This is a genomic window from Asticcacaulis sp. EMRT-3 (assembly GCF_030027245.1).
GTDB lineage: Bacteria > Pseudomonadota > Alphaproteobacteria > Caulobacterales > Caulobacteraceae > Asticcacaulis.
Window position 1 is genome coordinate 671,534 of sequence record NZ_JASERT010000001.1, and the last position, 22,110, is coordinate 693,643.

Here is a 22,110-nt window from a genome sequence, read left to right on the forward strand (position 1 = left end):
CTCCATGCACGTATCCACCACCCTGCTGAACCTGTCGCTCGCGGTCGCCATTGTGGTGCTGCTCATCGTGATGATGCTGTTCGGCGATGTGCCTTTGAGCGCCGCGGCCTGGCTCGACGCCTTTATCCACTGGCAATCGATCGGCGCGGAAATCGTATGGGGCATCCGCCTGCCGCGCAACCTGACGGCCATTGGCGTGGGGGCCATGCTGGGCATGAGTGGTGCCCTGATGCAGGGGCTGCTGCGCAATCCGCTGGCCGAACCGGGCCTGCTCGGCGTCTCGGCCGGGGCGGGGCTGGGCGCGGCCATCGCCATCGTGCTGGGGCTGGCCCTGATCCCTTTCACCGTCGCCGGTTTCGCCCTGATCGGCGCAACCGGCGTAGCGTTTCTATTGCTGGTTTTCGTGCAAAAATTTCCACAGCGTCAATCCTTGATTTTGCTCGGCGTTGGCCTGTCGGCCCTGTGCGGGGCAACGATGGCGCTGGTGTTTAATCTGTCGCCCTCGCCGGTGACGACATCTGAAATGCTGGGCTGGATGATGGGGTCGGTCGAGAACCGCGACTGGTTCGATGTGATGCTGTGCGTCGTGGGGCTGGCCGCCGCCGGGGCCTTGAGCTACCGCGTCGGCAAGGGGCTGCGCTTTTTGACGCTCGGCGAGGAGACGGCGCGTTCGATGGGTATCGACATGACGCGCCTGACGCAACTGATCGTTATCAGTTCGAGCCTGCTGGCCGGGCTTTCGGTGGCGGTGGCGGGCGTGATTGGCTTTGTCGGCCTGGCCGCCCCGCATTTCGTGCGCGCTATGGGCATCCGCGATCCTTATCGTTTGATCGTGCCCTCAGCCCTGACCGGCGCCCTGATCGTGCAACTGGCCGATGGGCTTGTGCGCATTATTCCGACGACCGGCGAGTTGCACCTAGGCGTCGTCACCTCGCTGATCGGTGCGCCCTTGTTTGCCGTTCTGGCCTATCGCAGCGCCCGCTCATGGATGCAGGATTAAAGCCATGTCAGATGTGAAACCGGAACTGCACATTAAACAGGTCAGTGTCAGGCTGGGGGGCGACACCATTGTCCGTGAGGTCGATGCCGTCTTGCCGGCGGGCAGACTCTATATTCTGGTCGGGCCGAACGGGGCGGGCAAGACCACATTGTTGAAGGCGATGGCGGCGCTTTTGCCGCTCGATCAGGGGGCTGTGACACTGGAGGGCCGCGATGTGGCGGCCATGCCGCCTTTCGCCCGCGCCGCGCAAATGGCCTATCTGCCGCAGGAACGCAGCATCGCCTGGAATTTGAGCTGCGTCGATGTGGCGGCGCTGGGCGCGCAGCACCTGCCGCCCGAACTGGCGCGGCAAAAGGCCTTTGCCGAACTGGAGGCGCTGGGCTTGCAGGAGATTTGCGATCGCGGCGTATTTGCTTTGTCGGGCGGACAGAGGGCGCGGGTGCTGCTGGCGCGTGTGCTGGCGGGCCCGGCATCGGTTCTGCTGCTCGATGAGCCGCTGATCGCGCTTGATCCGGCCTGGCAGCGCCATGTCCTGGTGCGGTTGAAACAGCGCGCCGAGGCCGGACAGACGGTGATTTTAAGCCTGCACGACCTGCATCTGGCGGCGCAGTTCGCCGATAGCGTCATGCTGATGCACAGGGGCGAGCTAGTGGCGATAGATGACCCAGAAAAAGTATTTACATCGAGATATTTATCTGAAGTTTTTAATCTTGATGGTGAACTGTCCGGCCCGCCGGATCAGCGTGTATTACGTCTGGAAAGCCGTCCGCTTTTCTAGAGCAACGAGCGTTTAATTTGACTTACAAATTGAATGCGAGATGCGGAAAAACGTAAAATATAGAGCGGGTTGCATTCCTTTGACCGATTCAATCAGAATGCAAACCGCTCTAGCGCTTCAGCGCCGCTTATGATGGCTGGCGGCTTTCGCCTTTGACTTAGATTTTGTCTTCGATTTGACGCTTTTCTTTTCCGTCCTGTGCGTCTTTACCGCCTTGTGTTTAGTCCCGGTCCGGCGCCTTGCCTCAGTCCTGTGCGCGGCAACCGGTCTGGCCTTCGGTTTTGGATCGGCGATGGGCTTCATACTGACCGGGGCGGCGGTAAGCGCAGCGGCGGCTGTGGCGTCCTGGGTTTGGGCCTTCTGGTAATCCATATAGCTGATCGGCGCATCGGGCGTGTCGCTGCCATCACCGACATCATCGGGATCGAAGCTGCCGATCGGCGCAGGGCTGCCGCGCGTCACATCGGCCGTGGCGGTGAGGGGGGCCGTGCCGCCATTCAGGCGGGCGCGATAGATGCGCATATTTTCGGTGACGCGCATCATATAGTCGCGCGTTTCGCCCAGCGGCATACATTCAATAAAAGACAGGGCGTCGGCCCCCGGTCCGCGCGGTTCGCCACATTGCGCAATCCACTGGCCCATACGACTGGGCCCGGCATTATAACCGGCGGCGGCCAGAATATAGGAGCCACCGAAACGATCCACCAGTTCGCCGAGATGGTAGGTGCCGAGCGTCATATTGTAATCAGCGTCATAAAGCCTGGAATCGCTGAAACCGAGATTGAGGCGGTTGGCCACGGCCCGGGCGGTGGAGGGAATAAGCTGCATCATGCCCTTGGCATTGGCGGGTGAGCGTACGCTGGGGTCGAAGCCCGATTCCTGACGGGTAATGGCCAGCACAAAGGCTTTTTCCGGCCCCGGCACATTGGGCACATCGCGGATCGGATAGGCGCGTTCCGGCAGGTAAAAGCCGCGCTGCATCGACATGCGCGCCACCTTCATGGCCATAGCCTGACTATCGTAAGAGGCCGTCAGGTCAACGAGCAGGGCTTCCTCCTCGGCATTGGGCAGGACGGTGTCGAGATCGAAGATGATGGCGTGGAACAGGCCCATTTCGCCCAGCCCGCCAAGGATTCGCGCCGCCTTCACCTGTTCGCGGTTTTCAAAGCGCGCCTTGTCGGCGGCGGAAGGCACCGGATCCTTGCCGAGGCTGATCTGGGTGACACCTGCTTTTTCGGCAGCCATCTGGCCATAGAAGGCATAGATATATTGCGCGCCCTTCTGATACCAGGCGCGGGCCGTATCGGCGTCGCTGACTTCAGTGGCCGTAGCGGGATGGTTGCGTGCCTCATAGGCGCGGCCCAGCCAGTAATCGGCACGGCCTTGCGTGATCGGCGAGGTGCCGGCCTCGGCCACGCCCTGAAAATGGCAAATGGCGGCGTCGGGATCGTTCAGCTTGATGAGCGCCATCCAGCCCGCGAAAAACTCGGCCTCAGCCTCGGCCTCGCCGCCATCGAATCCGCCGCCATTCATGGCATTATAGGCGGTGCGATAGTCCTGTACCTTCAGGGCGGCGCGGAAATAGGCGAGGCGCAGGCGGTAAAGCTGTGAGGCCGCACCGGGGCTCATCGAGGCGGGCGGCAAATCGGGCAGCAGGGGAAAGCCGAGCGGTTCCAGCCCCTTGCCCGACAGGTATCGGGCGCGGGCATAGGCCAGAACCGGATTATGCGGATCGCTGGCCAGAGCGGTCTGGTACAGGCCATCGGCGGCGGCGGAACTGCTGCGCATGGCGATGACGGCACGCGCGACATCGCCTGTGTGGGCATCGACATAGGCAATCATGTCGGTGATCGATTGCGAACTGGCGTTTTGCGTATCCAGCATCAGACAGTTGATGCGCGCCAGATTGTCGGCGGCAGTCAGGTAACGGCTGAAGGCCTGATAAAAATTGGCCTGGGCGATCGAATCGAAAACCTGGGTGCGCCACCAGATTTTGGCCAGGCTTTGCGCTTCGCTGGTGCGACCGAGATTGCCATAGGCGGTGATCAGGGCCGTGGCGCCCTCGATGCTTTGCGGCGGTGCGCCCTTGAACCAGTCCACGATCTGCTGGTCGGTCATGCCGGATGCGGCGATCAGTCTTTCGGCGGCGATCTGGCGATTGGCGGCGCGCGGCCAGCCCCACAGGTCGCGGCGGGCGGCGTCGAGCGCGGCGAACGAATAGATGCCGCCATTATTATTGATAATCGTCCAGGTGACGATCTTGCGCGCCACCGGATCGGTCAGGCCCTTAGCCAGCGAATCGGCCTGGGCGAAATTGCCGGTCTTGACGGCTTGCAACGCCTGTTCGAGCAGGGCGGAATCGGCGGCGGACAGGATGGACGGCACGTAAGGCCGGGCCGTCGTACCGGTATCGGGCTGGTCGCTGAGCTGGCTATAGGGAATCGGCCCCGAATCGTCCTGCGCCTGAGCAGGCCCCAACCCGGTCAGGCTCAACGCGCCGACACTGCAGGCCAGCCACACCTTGCGGCGCAGCGTTTTCGTACCGAAGGGGGGGCGAAAGGCGAGCGGAAGGCGAAGGCGCGTCATAAGAATCCTTTTTAGGGTGGTGGCGTCCACTATAGGTGATAGTTTCTTTTTATAAAGCCATTGCGGCGAAAGCTTAGTCGCCGTAAGGCTAATTTTGCATTTAATGGCAGGCGAATACGGGTGAAAAGACACATCTTCTCGCGGCCAATCACGATCACGGATTCAAGATGAGCGACGCAAAGCCCACACCCCTGTTTCAAGGGATTTTCACCGCCCTGGTGACGCCTTTTCGCAATGGCGAGGTCGATTATGCCGCTTTCGAGCGGCTGGTGGAGCGCCAGATTGCGGCGGGTGTGCATGGCCTGGTGCCGGTGGGCACGACGGGCGAAACCTCGACCCTGTCGCTGGAAGAGCACAAGGCCATCGTCAGGCTGTGCGTTGAAAAGGCCGCCGGTCGTGTGCGCGTCATCGCCGGGGCTGGTTCTAACAATACCGCCGAAACGCTCGAACTGGCGCACCACGCCAAGGCCGTGGGGGCTGATGCCGTGCTGGTGGTGGCCCCCTATTACAACAAGCCTTCGCAAGAGGGTTTGTATCAGCATTTCAAGGCTTTGAACGATTCAGTTCAGATTCCGGCTGTGCTGTATAATGTGCCGGGTCGCACCGTGGTTGATATGAGCAACGAAACGATTGCCCGTCTGGCCGAACTGCCCAATATTGTCGGCATCAAGGACGCGACCGGCGCGCTCGACCGCATGAGTCAGTTGCGCGTAGCGATTGGCGGCGATTTTTCGTTCATTTCGGGCGATGACCCGACCTTCCTCGGCTATCTGGCGCATGGCGGGCATGGCGTGATTTCGGTCACCTCCAATGTCGCGCCCGCCAGCATGGTGGCGCTGTATGACGCCGTGCGTCAGGGCGCTTATGACACGGCGCTGGACTGGCAGGACAGGCTGATCGGCCTGCACAAGGTTCTGTTCGCCGATGCTTCGCCTTCGCCGACCAAATACGCCATGAGCCGCCTTGGCCTGTGTACGGATGAGGTACGCCTGCCGATCACGCCATGCGCGCAGGCCGTGCGTCCGCTGGTCGATCAGGCGATGGCCGTGGCCGGTCTGGACATGGAGACGGCATAGGCACCCGCATGGCCGAACTTCAGCCCAATTACAAAGTGATCGCCGATAACCGGCGGGCGCGTTTCGATTATTTTCTCGAAAATAATATCGAAGCGGGTCTGGCCTTACGCGGTACCGAGGTCAAATCCCTGCGCAATGGCCGGGCCAATATCGCCGAGTCTTACGTCAGCGTCGAGGGCGACGAACTGTGCCTGATCAATGCTGACATTCCGCCCTACGGTCAGGCCAACCGCTTCAATCACGAACCGCGCCGTATCCGCAAACTGCTGCTGCATCGCAAGGAAATCCACCGTTTCATCATCGCCATCCAGCGCGAGGGCATGACCATCGTGCCGACCAAGCTCTATTTCAACGATAAGGGTCTGGTGAAGCTGGAGATCGCCCTGGCCAAGGGCAAGAAGATCCACGACAAGCGCGAAGCTTCGGCCGAACGCGACTGGCAGCGCGATAAGGGCCGCCTGATGCGTGACAAGGGCTAGAGCAACGAGCGTTTAATTTGACTTACAAATTGAATGCGAGATGCGGAAAAACGTCAAATGTAGAGTGGGTTGCATTCCTTTGACCGATTCAATCAGAAGGCAAACCGCTCTAGTTATTAACCCGGCGCTTGAGAGAAGAACCCCCACCACCACATCTCAGCCGCTTCGCGGCCTCGTGCGGTTCCCCTCCCCATCGAAGATGGGGAGGTACAGGAAAGGTGACAACACGTCGATTTGTGCCGAAATTCTCAGGCCTCGTCGAACTCATCATCGGTTTGCAGGAATTTCGGCGCGTTCTGGCTGCGCGGACGCCCCACCACGCCTTGCAGATCGGCCAGATCGACGAAGGTGTCGGCCTGACGGCGCAATTCATCCGAGGTCATGGGCGGCTGCGACTTGACGGTGGAAACGACCGTAACACGCGCGCCCTTGCGCTGCACCGATTCGATCAGGCGGCGGAAATCGCCATCGCCGGAAAACAGCACCAGATGGTCGCAATGCTCGGCCATTTCCATCATGTCGCAGGCGATTTCGATGTCCATATCGCCGCGCCAGCGCTTGCGGCCCTGACTATCGGTATATTCGCGCGCCGATTTGGTGACCAGACTGAAGCCGTTATAATCAAGCCAGTCGACGAGCGGGCGCACCGGCGAATAGTCGTCGCCCTCGACCAGTGCGGTATAGTAGTAGGCGCGCACCAGAATGCCGCGCTTCTTGAATTCATCGAGCAGCTTACGATAATCGATGTCGAAATTGAGCGCCTTGGCGGCGGAATAGAGGTTGGCCCCGTCGATAAAAAGCGCGATACGGTCGCTGGGATAAAAACTCATCGAAATACTCTCGGAAAATGGCGGGATGAAATGACGGCAGATACAGAAATAATCGTGGCCTATGGCGCCAATCTGACGCCGCCGGACATGACTGCATCGCAGGCTTTCGCGGCCCTTGTCAAGACGCTGGAAGCGCGTGGTCTGACCATGATAGCGATTTCGCGTTTGTGGCACTCAAAGGCCTGGCCTGATCCGGCTGATCCGCCCTATTATAATGCCGTCATGGTCGTGGAGACGGAGCTGCCGCCGCAGGCATTACTGGCGCTTTTGCATGAGGTCGAGCGTGAGGCCGGACGCCTTCGCCAGCCCGGTTTGCTAAATGCGCCGCGCACGCTCGATCTCGATCTGATCGCCTATGGACGGCGCGTCATGACGGAGGATGGGCTGATCCTGCCGCATCCGCGCAGCCATGAGCGCGGTTTCGTTATGGGGCCGCTGGCCGAAATCAGGCCTGATTGGCTGCATCCCGAACTGGGTCGCACCGCCACCGATCTGTACCGCGAGGTGAGCGTAGGGCGCGACGCTCAGCCTGTGTCTTAGAAGGCTTAACCACGGAAAGCACAGACGGTCGCAAGCGACCACACGGAAAGAACAAACTGCATTATCTTCTCTTATCCGTGCAGATGGTCGCAGGCCATCGTCCGTGTTTTTCGTGGTGAGTTTCTAAATATCGATGAACCTTAAGCCTCGCGGCGCGCTGCGCGCTGATCGAGCCACAGATAGAGGCCGACGCCTGCCAGCACCAGCAAGGTGCCAACCAGATCGGCGGCGGTAACCGGAATGGTCAGGATGAGCGCGCTCATAATCAGGGTGAAGACCGGATTGACGAAGCCGATCACCGCATTGGCCTGAGATGAAATGCGGCTGAGGGCGAAATTGATCAGGTAGCTGGGCATGACGGTGGCGGTGACGGCCAGACCGAGGCTCAGGTAAAGCAGCGGCGGGCTGAGATGAACGCCACCCTTGTGATGCAGGATGAAAAACTGGCTGACCGTGACGACCGCCGCGCCGCTCATGGCCCAGGAGGTGAACAGCGACGGGCCCAGGCGGCGGATCAGCGGCTTGGCCAGCAGCAGATACAGGGCGAAGGCGATTGACGACACGCTGCACCACAGGACGCCGACGGCGATGACCGAACCGCTGGTCTTCAGATCGGTCAGGAAGACGAGGGCCAGCCCGACATAGGCGATGGCGAAGGCCCAGATCGCCTTCAGCCGCAAGGGCTGGCCGAAGAAAAGCGCGCCGAACAGGATAACGAACAGAGGATAGGTGAACAGGATCAGCCGTTCGAACTGCGGCGACAGGGTGGTCAGGCTGACAAAATCGGTATAGCTGGCCAGCCAGTAGCCGAGGGCACCCACCGCCATCGCTTGCAGATAAAGGCCGGGACGGCGTAGCGGCGAGGGCAGGGCGTCCTGCCCCTTGCGACGGGCGCGCCACCAGGTCATCAGGCCGATCAGCAGGTAAAACGGCATGGCGATGCTGAGGCGCAAGGATAGGAGCGCGCTGGCGTCGATGCCATAGCGATAGGCCAGCTTGATCCAGATGCCCTTGGTGGCGAACAGGAAGGAGCCCACAAAGGCCAGTGCGTAGCCTGTCCAGTTTTTCATCTGGAATCCGGGACGTTCAGGCGAAGGAGAGGCAGCGGGCGGCATCGGCAGGCTCGTAAGAGGGGGCATTGTCCGATGCGGAGCGCCCCGTTATGACGGGGGGCGCGAAAAAAGTTTACGCGCCCGGTGTGCGATTACGGTCAGAGCGTGTTGTGCCCGGACGGAAGATACGCACGGACTTGCACGCCCGGCTGAGTCTGGACATGATGTCGAGGTGCGTCAGCACGAAATGATTGGCGAGGCTGGTAAACATGAGGCGGCGTGTACGCTCTGACGGTTTCAAATGCAACTGCAACCTGAAGCTTTTCGCGCTGTGGCTGTCACTTTGCGTTACGGTGTGTGGTTATCTGACGCCTTTGCCTGTGATGGCCGCTGTCGGTTTAAGCGGCCCGGCCTATGTCATCGACGGCGATACGATTGTCATTCATGGCCGCCATATCCGTTTGTTTGGCGTCGATGCGTTTGAGCACGATCAGACCTGCGGGCGCTTCGCCTGCGGGGTAGCGGCGACGGAGGCCATGCAAGGGCTGGTGCGCGGCAATATGGTCGCTTGTGTTCGGCAAGCGACTGATCCCTATGGCCGCATGGTGGCGGTCTGCCGGGCAGGGGCGAACGATCTCGGACAGGTCATGGTGCATCAGGGACTGGCCGTCGCCTATCGCGCCTTTTCGACGCGCTATCTGCCGGATGAGAATTGGGCGAGGGTGCATCATGCCGGGGCCTGGGCGCATGGCTTTGACAGTCCGCGCACCTGGCGCGAGACGCATGTGAAGTAGATTTGAACCACGGAAAACACGGAAAACACAGATGATTTACGTCATTTCCGTGTTTTCCGTGGTTCGTCTATCTATTCCGGCGTCAGCTTGATCTCATAGAGGTGCGGCCACAGCTTGCCGGTGACGAACAGGCGGTCATGGGCGGCGTCATAGGCGATGCCATTGGCCACCGCATCAGGATCCGTGCCGGGACTGACGATTTCCGGCAAGCTGTTGAGGTCGATAATGCCGGTGACATGCCCGGTTTTCGGGTCAATGCGTACAAGCTGGCGGGTGCGCCAGATATTGGCCAGCACCTCGCCCTTCACCCATTCCAGTTCGTTGATCTGGTCGAGCGGCTGGCCGTCCAGCGTCACTTTGAGCGTGTGCACCACTTTCAGCGTCAGCGGATCGAGGAATTTGAGCGTTTCGGTGCCGTCGCTCATGATCAGCTCGTGGCCGTCGCTGGTCAGGCCCCAGCCTTCGCCTGTATAATGGAAGCTTGACAGGCGATGCAGATTTTTCTGCGACCAGACAAAGCCTGTGCCCGCCTGCCAGGTCAGGCTGATGATGCGGCCCTGCCAAGGCGCGATGCCTTCACCGAAATACTGCTTGTCGATACTGACCTGACGCAGCACCTTGCCGGTTTGCAGATTGACCTGGCGAATCCACGATTGGCCATTGCGGCCCGTACTCTCATAAAAGGTGTCGTCCTGATAGAAGAGGCCCTCGGTAAAGGCCTGCGTATCGTGCGGATAGGTGTGAACCACCGAGACGGCATAGCGCGGCACAGCCGCCTGAGCCTGCGCGCCGGTCAGGCCTATGGCTAAAGCGAGGAGCGCCGCGCGCCACATCATCTGCGGCCTACAGGGCGTTGGCGGCACTGAGCACCGCCTTGACGGACGCGGTGGCCACATCATCATCGATGCCGACGCCGAACACGCGACGGTCATCACTGGTTTTGGCCTCGACATAGGCGACGGCCTGACCATCGGCCCCCTGCCGGATCGCGTGCTCGGCATAGTCAACCACGTCGAGATCGAGGCCGTACTGGTCATTGAGCGCCTTGACTGCGCTGGAGATCAGCCCGTTGCCGTGGCCGATCACCGAGGCTTCGACGCCATCATGGCTGATCCGCCCCACAAAGGTGCGCGTGCCGCCCGAACGTACCGGCCCGGTCTGTTCGTACTCGATCAGGCCGTATTTCTGTTCGCCGGTCAGATGATAGGCTGACTGGAAGGCGTCCCAGATTTCGAGCGACGACAATTCGCGTGACGAGGCGTCGGTGATGTTCTGGATTTTGTGCGAAAAATCGACCTGAAAGCGGCGCGGCAGTTTCAGCCCGTGGCTCTGCTCCAGCACCCAGGCGATGCCGCCCTTGCCCGATTGCGAATTGACGCGGATGACCGCCTCATAGCTTTCGCCAAGATCGGCCGGATCGACCGGCAGATAGGGCATTTCCCAGATACCGTCATTGCGCTGTTCGTGGGCGGCGAAGCCCTTGCGGATGGCGTCCTGGTGCGAGCCGGAAAAGGCGGTGAAGACCAGTTCACCCGCATAGGGGTGACGCGGATGCACCTTGATATTGTTGCAATATTCGACCGTCTGCACCACTTCGCGCATATTGGAGAAATCGAGCTGCGGCGACAGGCCCTGGCTGTACATATTGAGCGCCAGCGTCACGAGATCGACATTGCCCGTGCGCTCGCCATTGCCGAACAGGCAGCCTTCGATGCGGTCGGCGCCCGCCAGCAGGCCCAGTTCGGCGGCGGCGGCACCCGTACCGCGGTCATTGTGCGGATGAAGGCTGATGACCACGCTGTCGCGGCGGCTGATATGGCGGCAGAACCATTCGATCTGGTCAGCATAGATGTGCGGGCCCGCCACCTCGACCGTGGCCGGCAGGTTGAGGATCAGAGGCCGTTCGGGCGTCGGCTCGATGACGGCGATTACCGCCTCGCAGACCTCAAGCGCGAATGCCGGTTCGGTGGCAGTGAAGGTTTCGGGGCTGTATTCGAACAGCCAGTCGGTGCCCGGCTGTTTGGCGGCCTCGTCGCGCAGCAGGCGCATCCCGTTCACCGACAACTGCACCACCTCTTCCTTGCTGCGGTCGAATACGACGCGGCGGAACAGGGGTGAGGTGGCGTTATAAAGGTGGACAATGGCCGTCTTCGCGCCGCGTAAACTTTCAAAGGTGCGTTTGATCAGGTCTTCGCGCGCCTGCACCAGTACCTGAATCGTCACATCGTCGGGGATCAGATTGTCTTCGATCAGCTTGCGCACGAAATCGAATTCGGTCTGCGACGCCGAAGGAAAGCCGACCTCGATCTCCTTCAGGCCGCATTTGAGCAAAAGATTGAAGAAGATCAGCTTCTTTTCCACATCCATCGGGTCGGCGAGGGCCTGATTGCCGTCGCGCAGATCGGTGGAGAGCCAGCGGGGTGCCTTTTCGATGCGCTTCGACGGCCATGTGCGATCCGACATGTCAACGCCGAGCGAGAAGGGCAGGTACTTGGTTTCAGGGTTCTTCAGCATAGTCCGGCTTGTGTCACGCTTGGGGCGGTTTCGTCAATTGTCATTGCATTTTTCGCAGCTCAAACGCCGCCAATCTTCTTTGATTTAAGAATGGGCTCCTCGCATAAGCTCGGGCGCGCAGTCGCGCTTGCCAGGTTGCGATTGAGTCAAGATCATCGCAACCTGGTATTACAGGCATTTGCCTAGCATTTTTCTTGTCTTTGGCGAGGAAGCGCTTTATAGACCCGTTCAAAGATTATCCGCTTCGCCGATGGCCTGCCGCCCGATGGGCAGGGCTGCGTGCGAAGCTGTCCCTGTTACCGAGGTATTTCATGGCCCGCGTCACCGTCGAAGATTGCGTTGAAAAGATCGACAACCGCTTCAATCTCGTGCTTCTGGCCGCGCACCGCGCGCGCGCCATCTCATCGGGTTCGTCGATCCTGGTGGATCGTGACAACGACAAGAATCCGGTCGTTTCCCTGCGCGAAATCGCTGACAGTGCCGTCGATCCTGAAGTTCTGACCGAAAGCCTGATCGCCTCGCTGCAACGTGTCGATGAGCGCAGCGAAGCCGAGGAAGAGGCCGAAACCCTGGCCCTGCTGGCCGATCCTTCGCACCAGCAAATGTCGGAAAGCGAACTGATCCGCGCCTTGCAAACCGACCGAGACGGCGGCCAGGAAGAGCGTTACTGATCAGGTTGCGCCTCAGGTCGCATCTGGCTTTCAGCGCGAAACAACCTATCTAAAAGGCCCGTGGCGCATAGCTTCGGGCCTTTTTCATATCAGATGTGACGAAATCAGGCATTTTCCCTTAAAAAGCCTTGTGAATATTCCCACCTGTGAGAAACTTTTAACCCCAGTCTTTGAAGAGATGGGGTGCATGGATACGGACACACGATGAACGCAGATGGCGAGCAATTGGTGGGCACGACGGCGACGCAGGCGAATGCGGCGGCCGGTTCGGTTGCGTCCGCGCCTCAACCCGTCTCCCAACCTGCGCCCGCCCGTCCGAGATTCCTGCGTCAGGTCGAACTGATCGAGCGCGTGGCGGCCTATGACCCCACGGTCGATGAGGCCATGCTCAACCGCGCCTATGTCTATGCCATGCGGATGCACGGCGCTCAGTTGCGCGCTTCGGGCGATCCCTATTTCGCCCACCCGATTGAGGTGGCGGGCATCCTTACCGATTACAAGCTCGATTCCGCCGCCATCGCCACCGCGCTTTTGCATGACACGATCGAAGACACCCCGGCCACGCGCGAAGACATCGCCTCGATGTTTGGCGAGGATGTGGCCCAGCTCGTCGAGGGGGTCACCAAGCTGACGCGGCTGGAGCTGCAATCGGAATATACCAAGTCGGCGGAAAACCTGCGCAAGTTCATCCTGGCCATCGCCAAGGATGTGCGCGTGCTGCTGGTCAAGCTGGCCGACCGTCTGCACAATATGCGCACCCTGCAATATGTGCCCGAACACAAGCGCGAGCGCATCTCGCGCGAAACCATCGAGGTCTATGCGCCGCTGGCCCGCTCCATCGGCTGCAACCGCTTTGCTACCGAACTCGAAGACCTGGCCTTTTCCTTTATCAATCCGCGCGCCCATAAGGCGATCATCCGGCGGCTGGAGGAGATGCGTAAAGAACGTGGCGACACTATCGCCGCCATTGCCCGCGATGTGGCCGCCAGGCTTGAAAAGGCCGGCATGTTCGCCCGCGTATCGGGGCGCGAAAAATCGCCCTATTCGATCTGGCGCAAGCTGCAACGCAAGAGCGTGGGCTTCAATCAGCTTTCCGACATCTATGCCTTTCGCGTGGTGATGCAGAATGTCGATGACTGTTACCGGGCGCTGGGCATATTGCACAGCACCTGGCCGTGCGTGCAGGAGCGGTTCAAGGATTTCATCTCGACGCCGAAGAGCAATAATTACAAGTCGCTGCATACCACTGTGGTCGGCCACAAGGGCACGCGCATCGAATTACAGATCCGCACCGCCGAAATGGATCGTATCGCTGAGGAAGGCGTGGCGGCGCATTGGGGCTATAAGAACCAGACCTATGGTTTCGACGAGGAAGCCGCCACAGCCGATGGCGGGCGTAATCCGATCAATTCCTTGCGCAATATCGTGTCCATCGTCGAAAACGGCGGCGATTCCGAGGACTGGGTCGAGCACGCCAAGATGGAGATGTACCTTGATCAGGTGTTTGTTTTCTCGCCCAAGGGTCGGCTGATCTCGCTGCCGCGCGGTGCCATGCCGCTCGATTTCGCCTTTGCTGTCCATACCGAGGTCGGAGAAACAGCGATTGGCTGCCTGATCAATGGTGAGCACAGGCCGTTGCGCACCGTGCTGCAAAATGGCGATCAGGTCGAGATCCTGACCGGGCTGGAATCGCGCGTCAATCAGGACTGGTTCTCACTGACCACGACGGGCAAGGCGCGCGCCGCCATCCGTCGCCATCTGCGCCAGTCGGAGCGCGAGGATTTCATCAAGGTGGGGAAGGTCGCTGTCGAGCGCGCGGCGGCGCAGGTCGATAAGGGGCTGGACGATATTAGCTGGCGTCCGGCCTTTGACCGTTTCAACGTGACCAGCGAAGACGAATTGTTTGAGCTGTGCGGGCGCGGCAAGATTCTTCCGGCCAAGATATTAGAGGCCATCTTCCCCGGCCTCAAACTGCCGATGACCCTGTCGATCGATACATTGACGCGCATCCGTGACAGCGACGGCGGTATGGCCTTTGTGCGCGGCACGGCCCTGCACGAGGGGCATAAAATCTTCTTCTCGACCTGCTGCCATCCGGTGCCCGGTGATCGCATCGTCGGCATTGTCGAGGCCGACGGCGTGCATGTCCACTCCATCGAATGCGAAACCCTGGAGGCGCTGGAGGCCGAAAAAGACCGCTGGATCGATCTGCACTGGACGCTCAACGCTGAAAAGAACACGCTGTCCGTGGCGCGTCTGCGCGTCAATATGCAGAATAAGCCCGGTGTTCTGGGTCAGGCCTGTACCTTGATAGGCGAGGCGAGGGGTAATATCGTCAATATCGCCCTGACCTCGAAACCCTATGATTTTCTTGATGTCGATTTCGATATTGAGGTGCTGGATGCCCGCCACATCATCAATATCTCGGCGGGCCTGCGCACTTCGCCGATGATCGAGAGCGTCGAGCGGGTGCGCGGCGAAGAGTTGGGGCCCGCCGCCTGAATTTCGGAATCATGGCTTGAATTTTCGCTGCAAACAGGCGAAAGGCGGCGGCATTGTTGTGACATTTCAGGATAGCTGCCATGCGTAAGCTCATTTCTTCCGGTTCGCCCTTCGAGGCCACCATCGGTTTCTCCCGCGCCGTGCGCAGCGGCAACCGGATCGAGGTTTCCGGTACGGCCCCGATTCGTGACGGCCAGACGGCGGGCGTAGGTGACGCCTATGAGCAGACAAAGGCGGCGCTGGAGATCATCGTCAAGGCGGTCGAGGAGGCGGGCGGCAAGGCCACGAACATCATCCGCACGCGCATTTTCATGACCGATATTTCGCTGTGGCAGGATGCGGCGCGCGCGCATGGCGAGGTTTTCGGCCAGATTCGCCCGGCCTCGACCTTTGCCGAGGTCAAGGGGCTGATCAATCCCGATTGGCTGGTCGAGATCGAAGCCTCAGCGCAGATCGAGGAATAGGGCCTGAATAGAAAAGCTTTGCCCTGAGGCTTTTAGCCCTTGATCGGCGGGGGAAGTTGGGGCATAAGGCGCGCCTTCTGTCTCACATGCCGACATGGGCTGTGAGCCTGACCCCATTTATTATGCCTGAAGGCTGTGGCTTTCGGCTTTTGACCAAGAAGAGAGACGGAAATGGCCGTACCTAAGCGCAAAGTCTCGCCCTCGCGTCGTAATATGCGCCGTTCGCATGACGCCCTGGGCCCCAATCCCTATACGGAAGACAAGGACACCGGCGAACTGCGCCGTCCGCACCATGTCGATCTGAAGACCGGCATGTACAAGGGCCGTCAGGTGATCACGCCGAAGAAGGACTAATTCTCCTTTTATCGTCAGATTTAAAAGCGCGGGCGCTGGCGACAGTCCCGCGCTTTTTCGTGGCGGACAGCCTATTGCGGCGACGGCAGATCGACGATCAGGGTTTCGGGTGTTTCCATCGTGCCGGGCACCACATGGCAGGTGCCGCCATATTTGAGCGCGTAGGCACCGGATTGTTCGATCAGGGCTTTGAAGTGTTCGTAGGATTCGCCTTCGGGCAGGGTGAATTGGTAACGGCCGGGTTCGCCACGGCGCAGTTTTTCGGTCTGTTCAAGCCATCCCATATGAAACTCCTCATTTAAACCTTGTGGGTGTGCAGCATTGCCTGCCCTGGCTATAAGGGGTCAATCCTAAAAAGAGGTGGCCACCTGCACGCATGATGTTATAAGGCGGCGCCTCTCAATCCCCTTCATGCAAGGATCTGCCCATGCCCGAAATCATCGACATCGCCGCCCGTGAAATTCTCGACTCCCGTGGCAATCCCACGGTCGAAGTCGATGTGACCCTCGATGATGGCGCGTTTGGCCGCGCCGCCGTGCCATCGGGCGCGTCTACCGGCGCGCATGAAGCGGTTGAAAAGCGCGACAATGATCCCAAGCGCTATGGCGGCAAGGGCGTGCGCGGCGCGGTCGATTCGGTGAATGGCGAAATATTCGATGCCATTTCGGGCTTTGAGGCGCTCGATCAGCGCCGCCTCGATCAGGCCCTGATCAATCTGGACGGTACGCCCAATAAGGCGCGTCTCGGTGCCAACGCCATTCTGGGCGTTTCGCTGGCCACGGCGCGCGCCGCCGCCATTTCTTCGGGTCTGCCGCTTTATAAATATGTTGGCGGCCTGGCGGCGCGCGTCCTGCCCGTGCCGATGATGAACATCATCAATGGCGGCGCTCATGCCGACAACCCCATCGACATTCAGGAATTCATGATCGTGCCGGCGGGCGCGGAATCGTTTTCCGAAGCCCTGCGCATGGGTGCGGAAATCTTCCACGCGCTGAAAAAGGGCTTGAAGGCTGCCGGTCACAACACCAATGTCGGCGATGAAGGCGGTTTCGCCCCCAATCTCGGTTCGGCCGAGGAAGCGCTGAGCTTCATCATGAAGGCGGGCGAGAGCGCGGGCTATAAGGCCGGTTCGGATTTCTGGCTGGCTATGGATGCGGCGGCCACCGAATTCTACAAGGACGGCAAGTATAATATGACCGGCGAAAAGAAGATTCTGGAAGCCGACAAGATGGTCGATTATCTGGCCAATCTGGCCGACAACTTCCCGATCTGCTCGATTGAAGACGGCATGGCCGAGGACGACTACGAGGGCTGGCGCATGTTGACCGACCGTTTGGGCGACCGCGTCCAGATCGTTGGCGACGACCTGTTCGTCACCAATCCTGACCGTCTCGAAACCGGTATCGTGGAAGGCATGGCCAATTCGCTGCTGGTCAAGGTCAACCAGATCGGCACCCTGTCGGAAACGATGGACGCCGTCGATATGGCGCATCGCGCCGGCTATACGTCGGTCATGTCGCACCGTTCGGGTGAAACCGAGGATTCGACCATTGCCGATCTGGCCGTGGCGATGAACTGCGGTCAGATCAAGACCGGTTCGCTGGCGCGTTCGGACCGGGTGGCCAAGTACAACCAGCTTCTGCGCATCGAATCGATGCTCGATGATGAGGCGGTGTATGCGGGCGTCGGCGTCATTCGTTGCTGATATAAAGGGGCGTGGGGGCTGTGCCCCCACATCTGTTTTATTTCCAATAAAAAAGAGCCTCGCCTTAAGGCGGGGCTTTTTTATTGGAAGAAAAGGCATGGGGCCACAGGCCCCAAACCCCTTTACATCGCTCCGGGTAACGCGATAAACCGGGCACCACTTGCAAGGGATAAAGCTATGACCTCCGAAGACGTAATCAACGAATTCCGCGCCGCCAATGCCCTGCGCGAAGGCCATTTTGTCCTGTCGTCGGGCCTGCATTCGCCGATGTTCCTGCAAAAGAACCTCGTCTTCATGAACGGCGAACGCTGCGCGCGCCTGTGCAAGGCGCTGGCCTGGAAGATCGTCGATCAGATCGGTGAGGTCGATGTCGCCATCTCTCCGGCGGTGGGCGGCATCATCCCCGGCTATGAAACGGCGAAGCATCTCGGCGTCGATTCGATGTATGTCGAACGCGAAGGCGGCGAGTTCAAACTGCGCCGTGGCTTTCACATCGAACCGGGCGCGAAGGTCGTCATGGTCGAGGATATTGTCACCACAGGATTGTCGTCACGTGAGTGCATCGCCGCCATCCAGAAGGCAGGCGGCAAGGTGGTGGCGGCGGCCTGCATCGTGGATCGTTCGGGCGGAAAAGCCGATGTCGGTGTGCCGCTGATCGCCCTGGCCTCGCTGGCCGTGCCCGCATACCCTGCCGATAATCTGCCGCCCGAACTGGCCGCCATTCCGGTCGAAGACCCCGGCAGCCGCCGTCTGGCGAAAGCCTGACCCATGACCCGTATCCGTCTGGGGCTGAATGTTGACCACGTCGCCACCGTGCGCAATGCGCGCGGCGGCTCTGCGCCTGATCCGGTGCGGGCGGCGCAGATCGCGCTTCAGGCTGGAATTGACGGTATTACGGCCCATTTGCGCGAAGATCGCCGCCACATTCTCGACCGCGACATCACGGCGCTGAAAGCGGTGTGCGACGCGCATCACAAGCCGCTCAATTTCGAAATGGCGGTCACCGATGAGATGGTGGCCATCGCGCTCGACCTGAAGCCGCACGCCGCCTGTCTGGTGCCGGAGCGCCGCCAGGAACGCACGACCGAAGGCGGACTGGATGTGGTGGGCCAGATCGAGGCGGTTGGCGCGGCGGTGGCCAGGTTCAACGCTGCCGGCATTCGCTCCTCTCTGTTCATCGCCACCGATCCGGCGCAGGTCGAGGCCGCCGCCAGGATCAAGGCCCCGGTGATCGAATTCCATACGGGCGCGCTGTGCGATGCCTTCCGTGACGGCGAAGAGGCTGTTTTCGAGAGCGAACTGAGCCGTTTGCAGGCAGCGGCGGCACAGGCGCAGGCGCTCGGCGTCGAGGTTCATGCCGGGCATGGTATTGATTACGACACGGTGGCCTTCATCGCCAAAATCCCACAGGTGCGCGAACTGAATATCGGTCATTTCCTGATTGGTGAAGCGATCTTCATCGGTCTGGAGGCGGCCCTGTTGCGGATGCGCGATCTGATCGACGCGGCGCGCGGCGCATGATTCTGGGCGTCGGCATCGATCTGGTGGATGCGCGCCGCATCGAGGAGTCGATCCGCAAGTTCGGCCATAAATTTCTTGACCGCATCTTCACCGCCGACGAACAGAGCCATGCCTTCAAGGCCGCCAAGCCGCATTTGAGCTTCGCCAAACGCTTCGCCGCCAAGGAGGCTGTGGCCAAGGCGCTCGGCACCGGCGTGCGTGGCTTTCTGTTTGTCGATATCGAGGTCTTTTCCGATGCACTGGGCAAGCCGCATGTCGTGCTGCACGCGGGCGCGGCAGGCGTTTTGCGCGGCAAGCTGAGCGAGCATCACACCGCCCACATCCATCTTTCCTTAAGTGACGAAGACCCTTACGCCACGGCCTATGCGGTGATCGAAACCACATAGGCCGTGGCTGGCGCGCCACCATCCGGGGAAATGTCTTGCCCTTGCCATATTCTATGGTTAGTTGGGGCGAAGTTTTTCGGGGCAGCGGCCTTGATGATGCGAACATAAGCGGGGCAGTTTCTCATGACCACACCGGACGATATGACGCCAAAGGCTGATTCAGAAGCCCTTGCGGCATCGGCTGAACGCCGTTCTGAGGCACAGGCGGAAACGGCTGAGATCGTCAGCGACGCGCCCGCCGATACGCGCACAGCGAAGCAGATGGCGATTGATGAGTTCAAGGAAATCGTCACGGTCGTCGGCGTGGCGCTGGTTCTGGTGCTGATCCTGCGCACGTTTCTGTTCCAGCCCTTCACCATTCCCTCGGCCTCGATGGAGCCCAATCTCTATTCCGGCGATTACATTATCGTTTCCAAGTGGAATTACGGCATTTCCAAATATTCGTTCCCGATCACCTTCCCGGTCATCAAGGGCCGCTGGTTCAATCACCTGCCGACGCGCGGCGATGTGGTGGTGTTCAAGCTGCCGCGCGATCCGCATATCGACTATATCAAGCGCGTGATCGGCCTGCCGGGCGATACGGTGCAGATGAAGCACGACCGGCTCTATATCAACGGCCAGCTTGTGCCGAGCGTCAAGGTGGGCGAGGTGGCAGCCAAGGACGATCCGGCGGGGTCGGCTATGGAATATCGTGAATCCCTGCCTGATGGCCGGGTTCATACGATTCAGGACATGATGACCGATGGCCAGGCCGACGACACGCAGCTATTTACAGTCCCGGCGGGCAATTATTTCGTTATGGGCGATAACCGCGACAATTCGCTCGACAGCCGTTTTTCGCCCGATAATCCTTACGAACCGGGCGTTGGTTTCGTGCCGGAAGCCAATCTCGAAGGCCGCGCCTTTCTGATCCTGATGTCGTGGAAGGACGGGTCTTCGCTGTGGAAGCCGTGGACATGGCTCAACTTCCACTGGGATCGTTTCTTCAAGCCCATCCACTAGACCTGGAGCCTTAGGCGCAGTTTGCCTTTGCCCTTATGCGGCAGGTGATGTAAACGCTGGCAAATGAGCGCCCGCGTGCAAAATAACCGTCTTCAGGCCATCGACGCCCTTCAGGATAAGCTCGGCTATCGTTTCCGCGATGGCCGGATGCTGGAACTGGCCCTGACCCACGCCTCGGTGGCCGAGGGCGCGCGCAAGATGGCCGATAATGAACGGCTGGAATTTCTCGGCGACCGCGTGCTGGGTCTGATGATCGCCGAAGCCCTGATGGAAGCCTTTCCCGACGCCACCGAGGGCGATCTGTCGCGCCGGTTTCATGTGCTGGTCAGCCGCGAAACCTGTGCCGATGTGGCGCGCGCGCTCGATCTGGGCGCGGCCATCCGGCTGGCGGCGGGCGAAACCAAAAGCGGCGGACGCTCGAATCCGACCATATTGGGCGATGCCTGCGAAGCCCTGATGGCGGCGGTTTACTGCGACGGCGGCTATGACACTGTTGTGCGCATTTTCAAGCCGCTGTGGGTGCAGGCGCTGAAGGACAGCGGCAATGTTTCGCGCTCAAATCCGAAATCCTTCTTGCAGGAATGGGCAGTGGCCAAGGGGCTGGGCGCGCCGGTTTACCGGCTGGTCAATCGCCGTGGCCCCGATCATGCGCCGGTCTTCACCATCGAAGTGGTGATCGACGACATACCAGCCCAGCCCGCCACAGGAAAATCACGCCAGGAGGCCGAAAAGGCCGCCGCGCTTCGCTTTATCGAAAGAGAAAACCTCACTTGAACGACCTTGATCCCACGGTTTCAGACTCTTCTGGCCCGCAAACCTGCGGCTTCGTCGCCATCATCGGCGCGCCCAATGCGGGCAAATCGACCCTGGTGAACCGCCTTGTCGGCACCAAGGTGTCGATCGTCACGCAAAAGGTGCAGACCACGCGCTTCCCGGTGCGCGGCATCGCGCTGGACGGCGATTGCCAGATGATCCTCGTCGATACGCCGGGTATTTTCAAGCCGCGCCGTCGGCTTGACCGCGCTATGGTCCGGTCGGCGTGGAGCGGCGCGCAGGACGCCGACGCCATTGTGCTGCTGGTCGATGCGGCGGCGCAGGCCGCGGTCAACCATCCTCAGGCCCGCATCGAGGGCGCAGCCCAGAAAAGCGCCAAGGCCACCGGCGCCGATCATAAGGCGGTCGAGGATGTCGAGATGATCGTGGCCCAGCTTCAGGCCAATGGTGCCAAGGCGATTCTGGCGCTCAACAAGATTGACCTGATGCAGAGCGAGAACCTGCTGGCCATTGCCGATGATCTGTATAAGAGCGGCGTGTTCACGGATGTTCTGATGATTTCGGCCGATAAGGGGCATGGGGTGCATGATCTGAAAACCCTGCTGACGGCGCGGATGCCGCAGGGGCCGTGGCTCTATCCCGAAGATCAGGCGGCGGACGCGCCGGTGCGCATTCTGGCGGCGGAAATCACGCGCGAAAAGCTGTTCCTGCGCGTCCACGAAGAACTGCCCTATGCGGCGGCCGTGGTCACGACCGAATTCAAGGACATGCCTGATGGTTCGGCGCGCATCGAGCAGTCGGTCTTCGTTGAGCGCGACGGTCAGCGCGCCATCGTGCTGGGCAAGGGCGGCCAGACGCTGAAATGGATCGGCCAGAAATCGCGCGAGGAACTGGCTATCTTGCTCGACCGGCCCGTGCATCTGTTCCTGCATGTCAAGGTCGAGGAACGCTGGAGCGATGATCGCGCGCTCTATGCGCAGTTCGGTCTGGAATATGATAGCTGACCATCGAAAGCCACGAAAACAGGCAGGATTGATTTCCGCGAAGCGGCATCCCGATGAATAGTCATCATCGTGTCGTTT

The 22,110-nt window shown here is 60.3% G+C and carries 23 protein-coding genes; 17 read left to right on the forward strand and 6 right to left on the reverse strand.

All coding sequences use genetic code 11. The features are described 5' to 3' along the window. Positions 1-4 precede the first annotated feature (4 nt). Positions 5-1,000, forward strand: coding sequence for a FecCD family ABC transporter permease (locus tag QB905_RS03255; RefSeq protein ID WP_282973129.1), 996 nt, complete (start codon positions 5-7; stop codon positions 998-1,000). A 4-nt stretch (positions 1,001-1,004) separates the two neighbouring features. Next, on the forward strand, positions 1,005-1,778 hold the full coding sequence (locus QB905_RS03260; RefSeq protein ID WP_282973130.1) for an ABC transporter ATP-binding protein: 774 nt from the start codon (positions 1,005-1,007) through the stop codon (positions 1,776-1,778). Between the two features lie 117 nt (positions 1,779-1,895). Here QB905_RS03260 and QB905_RS03265 read toward each other — a convergent pair whose 3' ends face one another. Further along, entirely contained in the window at positions 1,896-4,364 is a 2,469-nt protein-coding gene (locus QB905_RS03265; protein ID WP_282973131.1) for a lytic transglycosylase domain-containing protein, read from the reverse strand. Positions 4,365-4,531: 167 nt separating this feature from the next. Between QB905_RS03265 and dapA the strand changes: the two genes are divergently transcribed. Together dapA and smpB are read left to right on the forward strand one after the other, a co-directional pair. Beyond that, positions 4,532-5,440 carry a 4-hydroxy-tetrahydrodipicolinate synthase gene (gene dapA, locus QB905_RS03270; RefSeq protein ID WP_282973132.1) on the forward strand — a complete coding sequence of 303 codons (909 nt, stop codon included), beginning with the start codon at positions 4,532-4,534 and terminating at the stop codon, positions 5,438-5,440. 8 nt (positions 5,441-5,448) lie between these two features. After that, positions 5,449-5,919 (forward strand): SsrA-binding protein SmpB, encoded by a 471-nt coding sequence (smpB, locus tag QB905_RS03275; protein ID WP_282973133.1) that lies wholly within the window; start codon positions 5,449-5,451, stop codon positions 5,917-5,919. Between the two features lie 248 nt (positions 5,920-6,167). Here the strand turns inward: smpB and QB905_RS03280 are convergent, their stop codons facing one another. Then, complete coding sequence (locus QB905_RS03280; protein ID WP_282973134.1) at positions 6,168-6,749, reverse strand: LabA-like NYN domain-containing protein; 582 nt, start codon at positions 6,747-6,749, stop codon at positions 6,168-6,170. Between the two features lie 30 nt (positions 6,750-6,779). Here QB905_RS03280 and folK point away from each other — a divergent pair, with 30 nt between their 5' ends. Next, complete coding sequence (gene folK / locus QB905_RS03285; RefSeq protein ID WP_282973135.1) at positions 6,780-7,289, forward strand: 2-amino-4-hydroxy-6-hydroxymethyldihydropteridine diphosphokinase; 510 nt, start codon at positions 6,780-6,782, stop codon at positions 7,287-7,289. 140 nt (positions 7,290-7,429) lie between these two features. Here folK and QB905_RS03290 read toward each other — a convergent pair whose 3' ends face one another. Then, on the reverse strand, positions 7,430-8,359 hold the full coding sequence (locus QB905_RS03290; protein ID WP_282973136.1) for a DMT family transporter: 930 nt from the start codon (positions 8,357-8,359) through the stop codon (positions 7,430-7,432). A gap of 251 nt (positions 8,360-8,610) precedes the next feature. On the opposite strand from QB905_RS03290, the gene QB905_RS03295 reads away from it, so the two are divergent. Then, positions 8,611-9,135 carry a thermonuclease family protein gene (locus QB905_RS03295; RefSeq protein WP_282973137.1) on the forward strand — a complete coding sequence of 175 codons (525 nt, stop codon included), beginning with the start codon at positions 8,611-8,613 and terminating at the stop codon, positions 9,133-9,135. Between the two features lie 71 nt (positions 9,136-9,206). Here QB905_RS03295 and QB905_RS03300 read toward each other — a convergent pair whose 3' ends face one another. After that, the gene (locus QB905_RS03300; protein WP_282973138.1) at positions 9,207-9,998 is read right to left on the reverse strand and encodes a glutaminyl-peptide cyclotransferase; all 792 of its coding nucleotides are present in this window, start codon (positions 9,996-9,998) and stop codon (positions 9,207-9,209) included. After that, positions 9,979-11,649 carry a 2-isopropylmalate synthase gene (gene leuA, locus QB905_RS03305; protein WP_282973139.1) on the reverse strand — a complete coding sequence of 557 codons (1,671 nt, stop codon included), beginning with the start codon at positions 11,647-11,649 and terminating at the stop codon, positions 9,979-9,981. Before leuA ends, QB905_RS03300 begins: the two co-directional genes overlap by 20 nt. A 311-nt stretch (positions 11,650-11,960) precedes the next feature. Between leuA and rpoZ the strand changes: the two genes are divergently transcribed. The 4 genes from rpoZ to rpmF all read left to right on the forward strand — a co-directional run bounded on the left by rpoZ (position 11,961) and on the right by rpmF (position 15,640). Beyond that, positions 11,961-12,320 (forward strand): DNA-directed RNA polymerase subunit omega, encoded by a 360-nt coding sequence (gene rpoZ / locus QB905_RS03310; protein ID WP_282973140.1) that lies wholly within the window; start codon positions 11,961-11,963, stop codon positions 12,318-12,320. Between the two features lie 204 nt (positions 12,321-12,524). Next, positions 12,525-14,822, forward strand: a complete 2,298-nt coding sequence (locus QB905_RS03315) for a RelA/SpoT family protein (RefSeq protein WP_282973141.1) — start codon at positions 12,525-12,527, stop codon at positions 14,820-14,822. A gap of 80 nt (positions 14,823-14,902) precedes the next feature. Then, positions 14,903-15,286, forward strand: coding sequence for a RidA family protein (locus QB905_RS03320; RefSeq protein ID WP_282973142.1), 384 nt, complete (start codon positions 14,903-14,905; stop codon positions 15,284-15,286). 171 nt (positions 15,287-15,457) lie between these two features. Then, a complete protein-coding gene (gene rpmF / locus QB905_RS03325; protein ID WP_282973143.1) occupies positions 15,458-15,640 on the forward strand; it encodes a 50S ribosomal protein L32 in 183 nt (60 codons plus the stop codon). A 71-nt stretch (positions 15,641-15,711) separates the two neighbouring features. On the opposite strand, the gene QB905_RS03330 is transcribed toward rpmF, so the two are convergent. Next, the gene (locus tag QB905_RS03330; RefSeq protein ID WP_282973144.1) at positions 15,712-15,924 is read right to left on the reverse strand and encodes a hypothetical protein; all 213 of its coding nucleotides are present in this window, start codon (positions 15,922-15,924) and stop codon (positions 15,712-15,714) included. 143 nt (positions 15,925-16,067) lie between these two features. Here QB905_RS03330 and eno point away from each other — a divergent pair, with 143 nt between their 5' ends. The 7 genes from eno to era all read left to right on the forward strand — a co-directional run bounded on the left by eno (position 16,068) and on the right by era (position 22,032). Next, positions 16,068-17,345 carry a phosphopyruvate hydratase gene (gene eno / locus QB905_RS03335; RefSeq protein WP_282973145.1) on the forward strand — a complete coding sequence of 426 codons (1,278 nt, stop codon included), beginning with the start codon at positions 16,068-16,070 and terminating at the stop codon, positions 17,343-17,345. A gap of 177 nt (positions 17,346-17,522) precedes the next feature. Continuing rightward, on the forward strand, positions 17,523-18,110 hold the full coding sequence (pyrE, locus tag QB905_RS03340) for an orotate phosphoribosyltransferase (RefSeq protein ID WP_282973146.1): 588 nt from the start codon (positions 17,523-17,525) through the stop codon (positions 18,108-18,110). 3 nt (positions 18,111-18,113) lie between these two features. After that, positions 18,114-18,866, forward strand: a complete 753-nt coding sequence (locus tag QB905_RS03345; protein ID WP_282973147.1) for a pyridoxine 5'-phosphate synthase — start codon at positions 18,114-18,116, stop codon at positions 18,864-18,866. Further along, a complete protein-coding gene (gene acpS, locus QB905_RS03350; RefSeq protein ID WP_282973148.1) occupies positions 18,863-19,252 on the forward strand; it encodes a holo-ACP synthase in 390 nt (129 codons plus the stop codon). The genes QB905_RS03345 and acpS overlap by 4 nt, the downstream gene beginning before the upstream one ends. A gap of 123 nt (positions 19,253-19,375) precedes the next feature. Beyond that, on the forward strand, positions 19,376-20,254 hold the full coding sequence (gene lepB / locus QB905_RS03355; RefSeq protein WP_282973149.1) for a signal peptidase I: 879 nt from the start codon (positions 19,376-19,378) through the stop codon (positions 20,252-20,254). Positions 20,255-20,317: 63 nt separating this feature from the next. Continuing rightward, positions 20,318-21,028, forward strand: coding sequence for a ribonuclease III (gene rnc, locus QB905_RS03360; protein ID WP_282973150.1), 711 nt, complete (start codon positions 20,318-20,320; stop codon positions 21,026-21,028). After that, positions 21,025-22,032 (forward strand): GTPase Era, encoded by a 1,008-nt coding sequence (era, locus tag QB905_RS03365; RefSeq protein WP_282973151.1) that lies wholly within the window; start codon positions 21,025-21,027, stop codon positions 22,030-22,032. The genes rnc and era overlap by 4 nt, the downstream gene beginning before the upstream one ends. The last annotated feature ends 78 nt before the right edge of the window (positions 22,033-22,110 follow it).

Excerpts from the sequence above, each read along its gene's own strand:
- QB905_RS03295 (WP_282973137.1), top strand. The coding sequence starts at position 8,611 with ATGAGGCGGCGTGTACGCTCTGACGGTTTCAAATGCAACTGCAACCTG.
- folK (WP_282973135.1), top strand. The coding sequence starts at position 6,780 with ATGACGGCAGATACAGAAATAATCGTGGCCTATGGCGCCAATCTGACG.
- QB905_RS03345 (WP_282973147.1), top strand. The coding sequence starts at position 18,114 with ATGACCCGTATCCGTCTGGGGCTGAATGTTGACCACGTCGCCACCGTG.
- leuA (WP_282973139.1), bottom strand. The coding sequence starts at position 11,649 with ATGCTGAAGAACCCTGAAACCAAGTACCTGCCCTTCTCGCTCGGCGTT.
- QB905_RS03320 (WP_282973142.1), top strand. The coding sequence starts at position 14,903 with ATGCGTAAGCTCATTTCTTCCGGTTCGCCCTTCGAGGCCACCATCGGT.
- eno (WP_282973145.1), top strand. The coding sequence starts at position 16,068 with ATGCCCGAAATCATCGACATCGCCGCCCGTGAAATTCTCGACTCCCGT.
- QB905_RS03290 (WP_282973136.1), bottom strand. The coding sequence starts at position 8,359 with ATGAAAAACTGGACAGGCTACGCACTGGCCTTTGTGGGCTCCTTCCTG.
- dapA (WP_282973132.1), top strand. The coding sequence starts at position 4,532 with ATGAGCGACGCAAAGCCCACACCCCTGTTTCAAGGGATTTTCACCGCC.
- lepB (WP_282973149.1), top strand. The coding sequence starts at position 19,376 with ATGACCACACCGGACGATATGACGCCAAAGGCTGATTCAGAAGCCCTT.
- rnc (WP_282973150.1), top strand. The coding sequence starts at position 20,318 with ATGAGCGCCCGCGTGCAAAATAACCGTCTTCAGGCCATCGACGCCCTT.
- rpmF (WP_282973143.1), top strand. The coding sequence starts at position 15,458 with ATGGCCGTACCTAAGCGCAAAGTCTCGCCCTCGCGTCGTAATATGCGC.
- QB905_RS03280 (WP_282973134.1), bottom strand. The coding sequence starts at position 6,749 with ATGAGTTTTTATCCCAGCGACCGTATCGCGCTTTTTATCGACGGGGCC.
- pyrE (WP_282973146.1), top strand. The coding sequence starts at position 17,523 with ATGACCTCCGAAGACGTAATCAACGAATTCCGCGCCGCCAATGCCCTG.
- acpS (WP_282973148.1), top strand. The coding sequence starts at position 18,863 with ATGATTCTGGGCGTCGGCATCGATCTGGTGGATGCGCGCCGCATCGAG.
- QB905_RS03265 (WP_282973131.1), bottom strand. The coding sequence starts at position 4,364 with ATGACGCGCCTTCGCCTTCCGCTCGCCTTTCGCCCCCCCTTCGGTACG.
- QB905_RS03255 (WP_282973129.1), top strand. The coding sequence starts at position 5 with ATGCACGTATCCACCACCCTGCTGAACCTGTCGCTCGCGGTCGCCATT.
- QB905_RS03260 (WP_282973130.1), top strand. The coding sequence starts at position 1,005 with ATGTCAGATGTGAAACCGGAACTGCACATTAAACAGGTCAGTGTCAGG.
- QB905_RS03315 (WP_282973141.1), top strand. The coding sequence starts at position 12,525 with ATGAACGCAGATGGCGAGCAATTGGTGGGCACGACGGCGACGCAGGCG.
- QB905_RS03330 (WP_282973144.1), bottom strand. The coding sequence starts at position 15,924 with ATGGGATGGCTTGAACAGACCGAAAAACTGCGCCGTGGCGAACCCGGC.
- smpB (WP_282973133.1), top strand. The coding sequence starts at position 5,449 with ATGGCCGAACTTCAGCCCAATTACAAAGTGATCGCCGATAACCGGCGG.
- rpoZ (WP_282973140.1), top strand. The coding sequence starts at position 11,961 with ATGGCCCGCGTCACCGTCGAAGATTGCGTTGAAAAGATCGACAACCGC.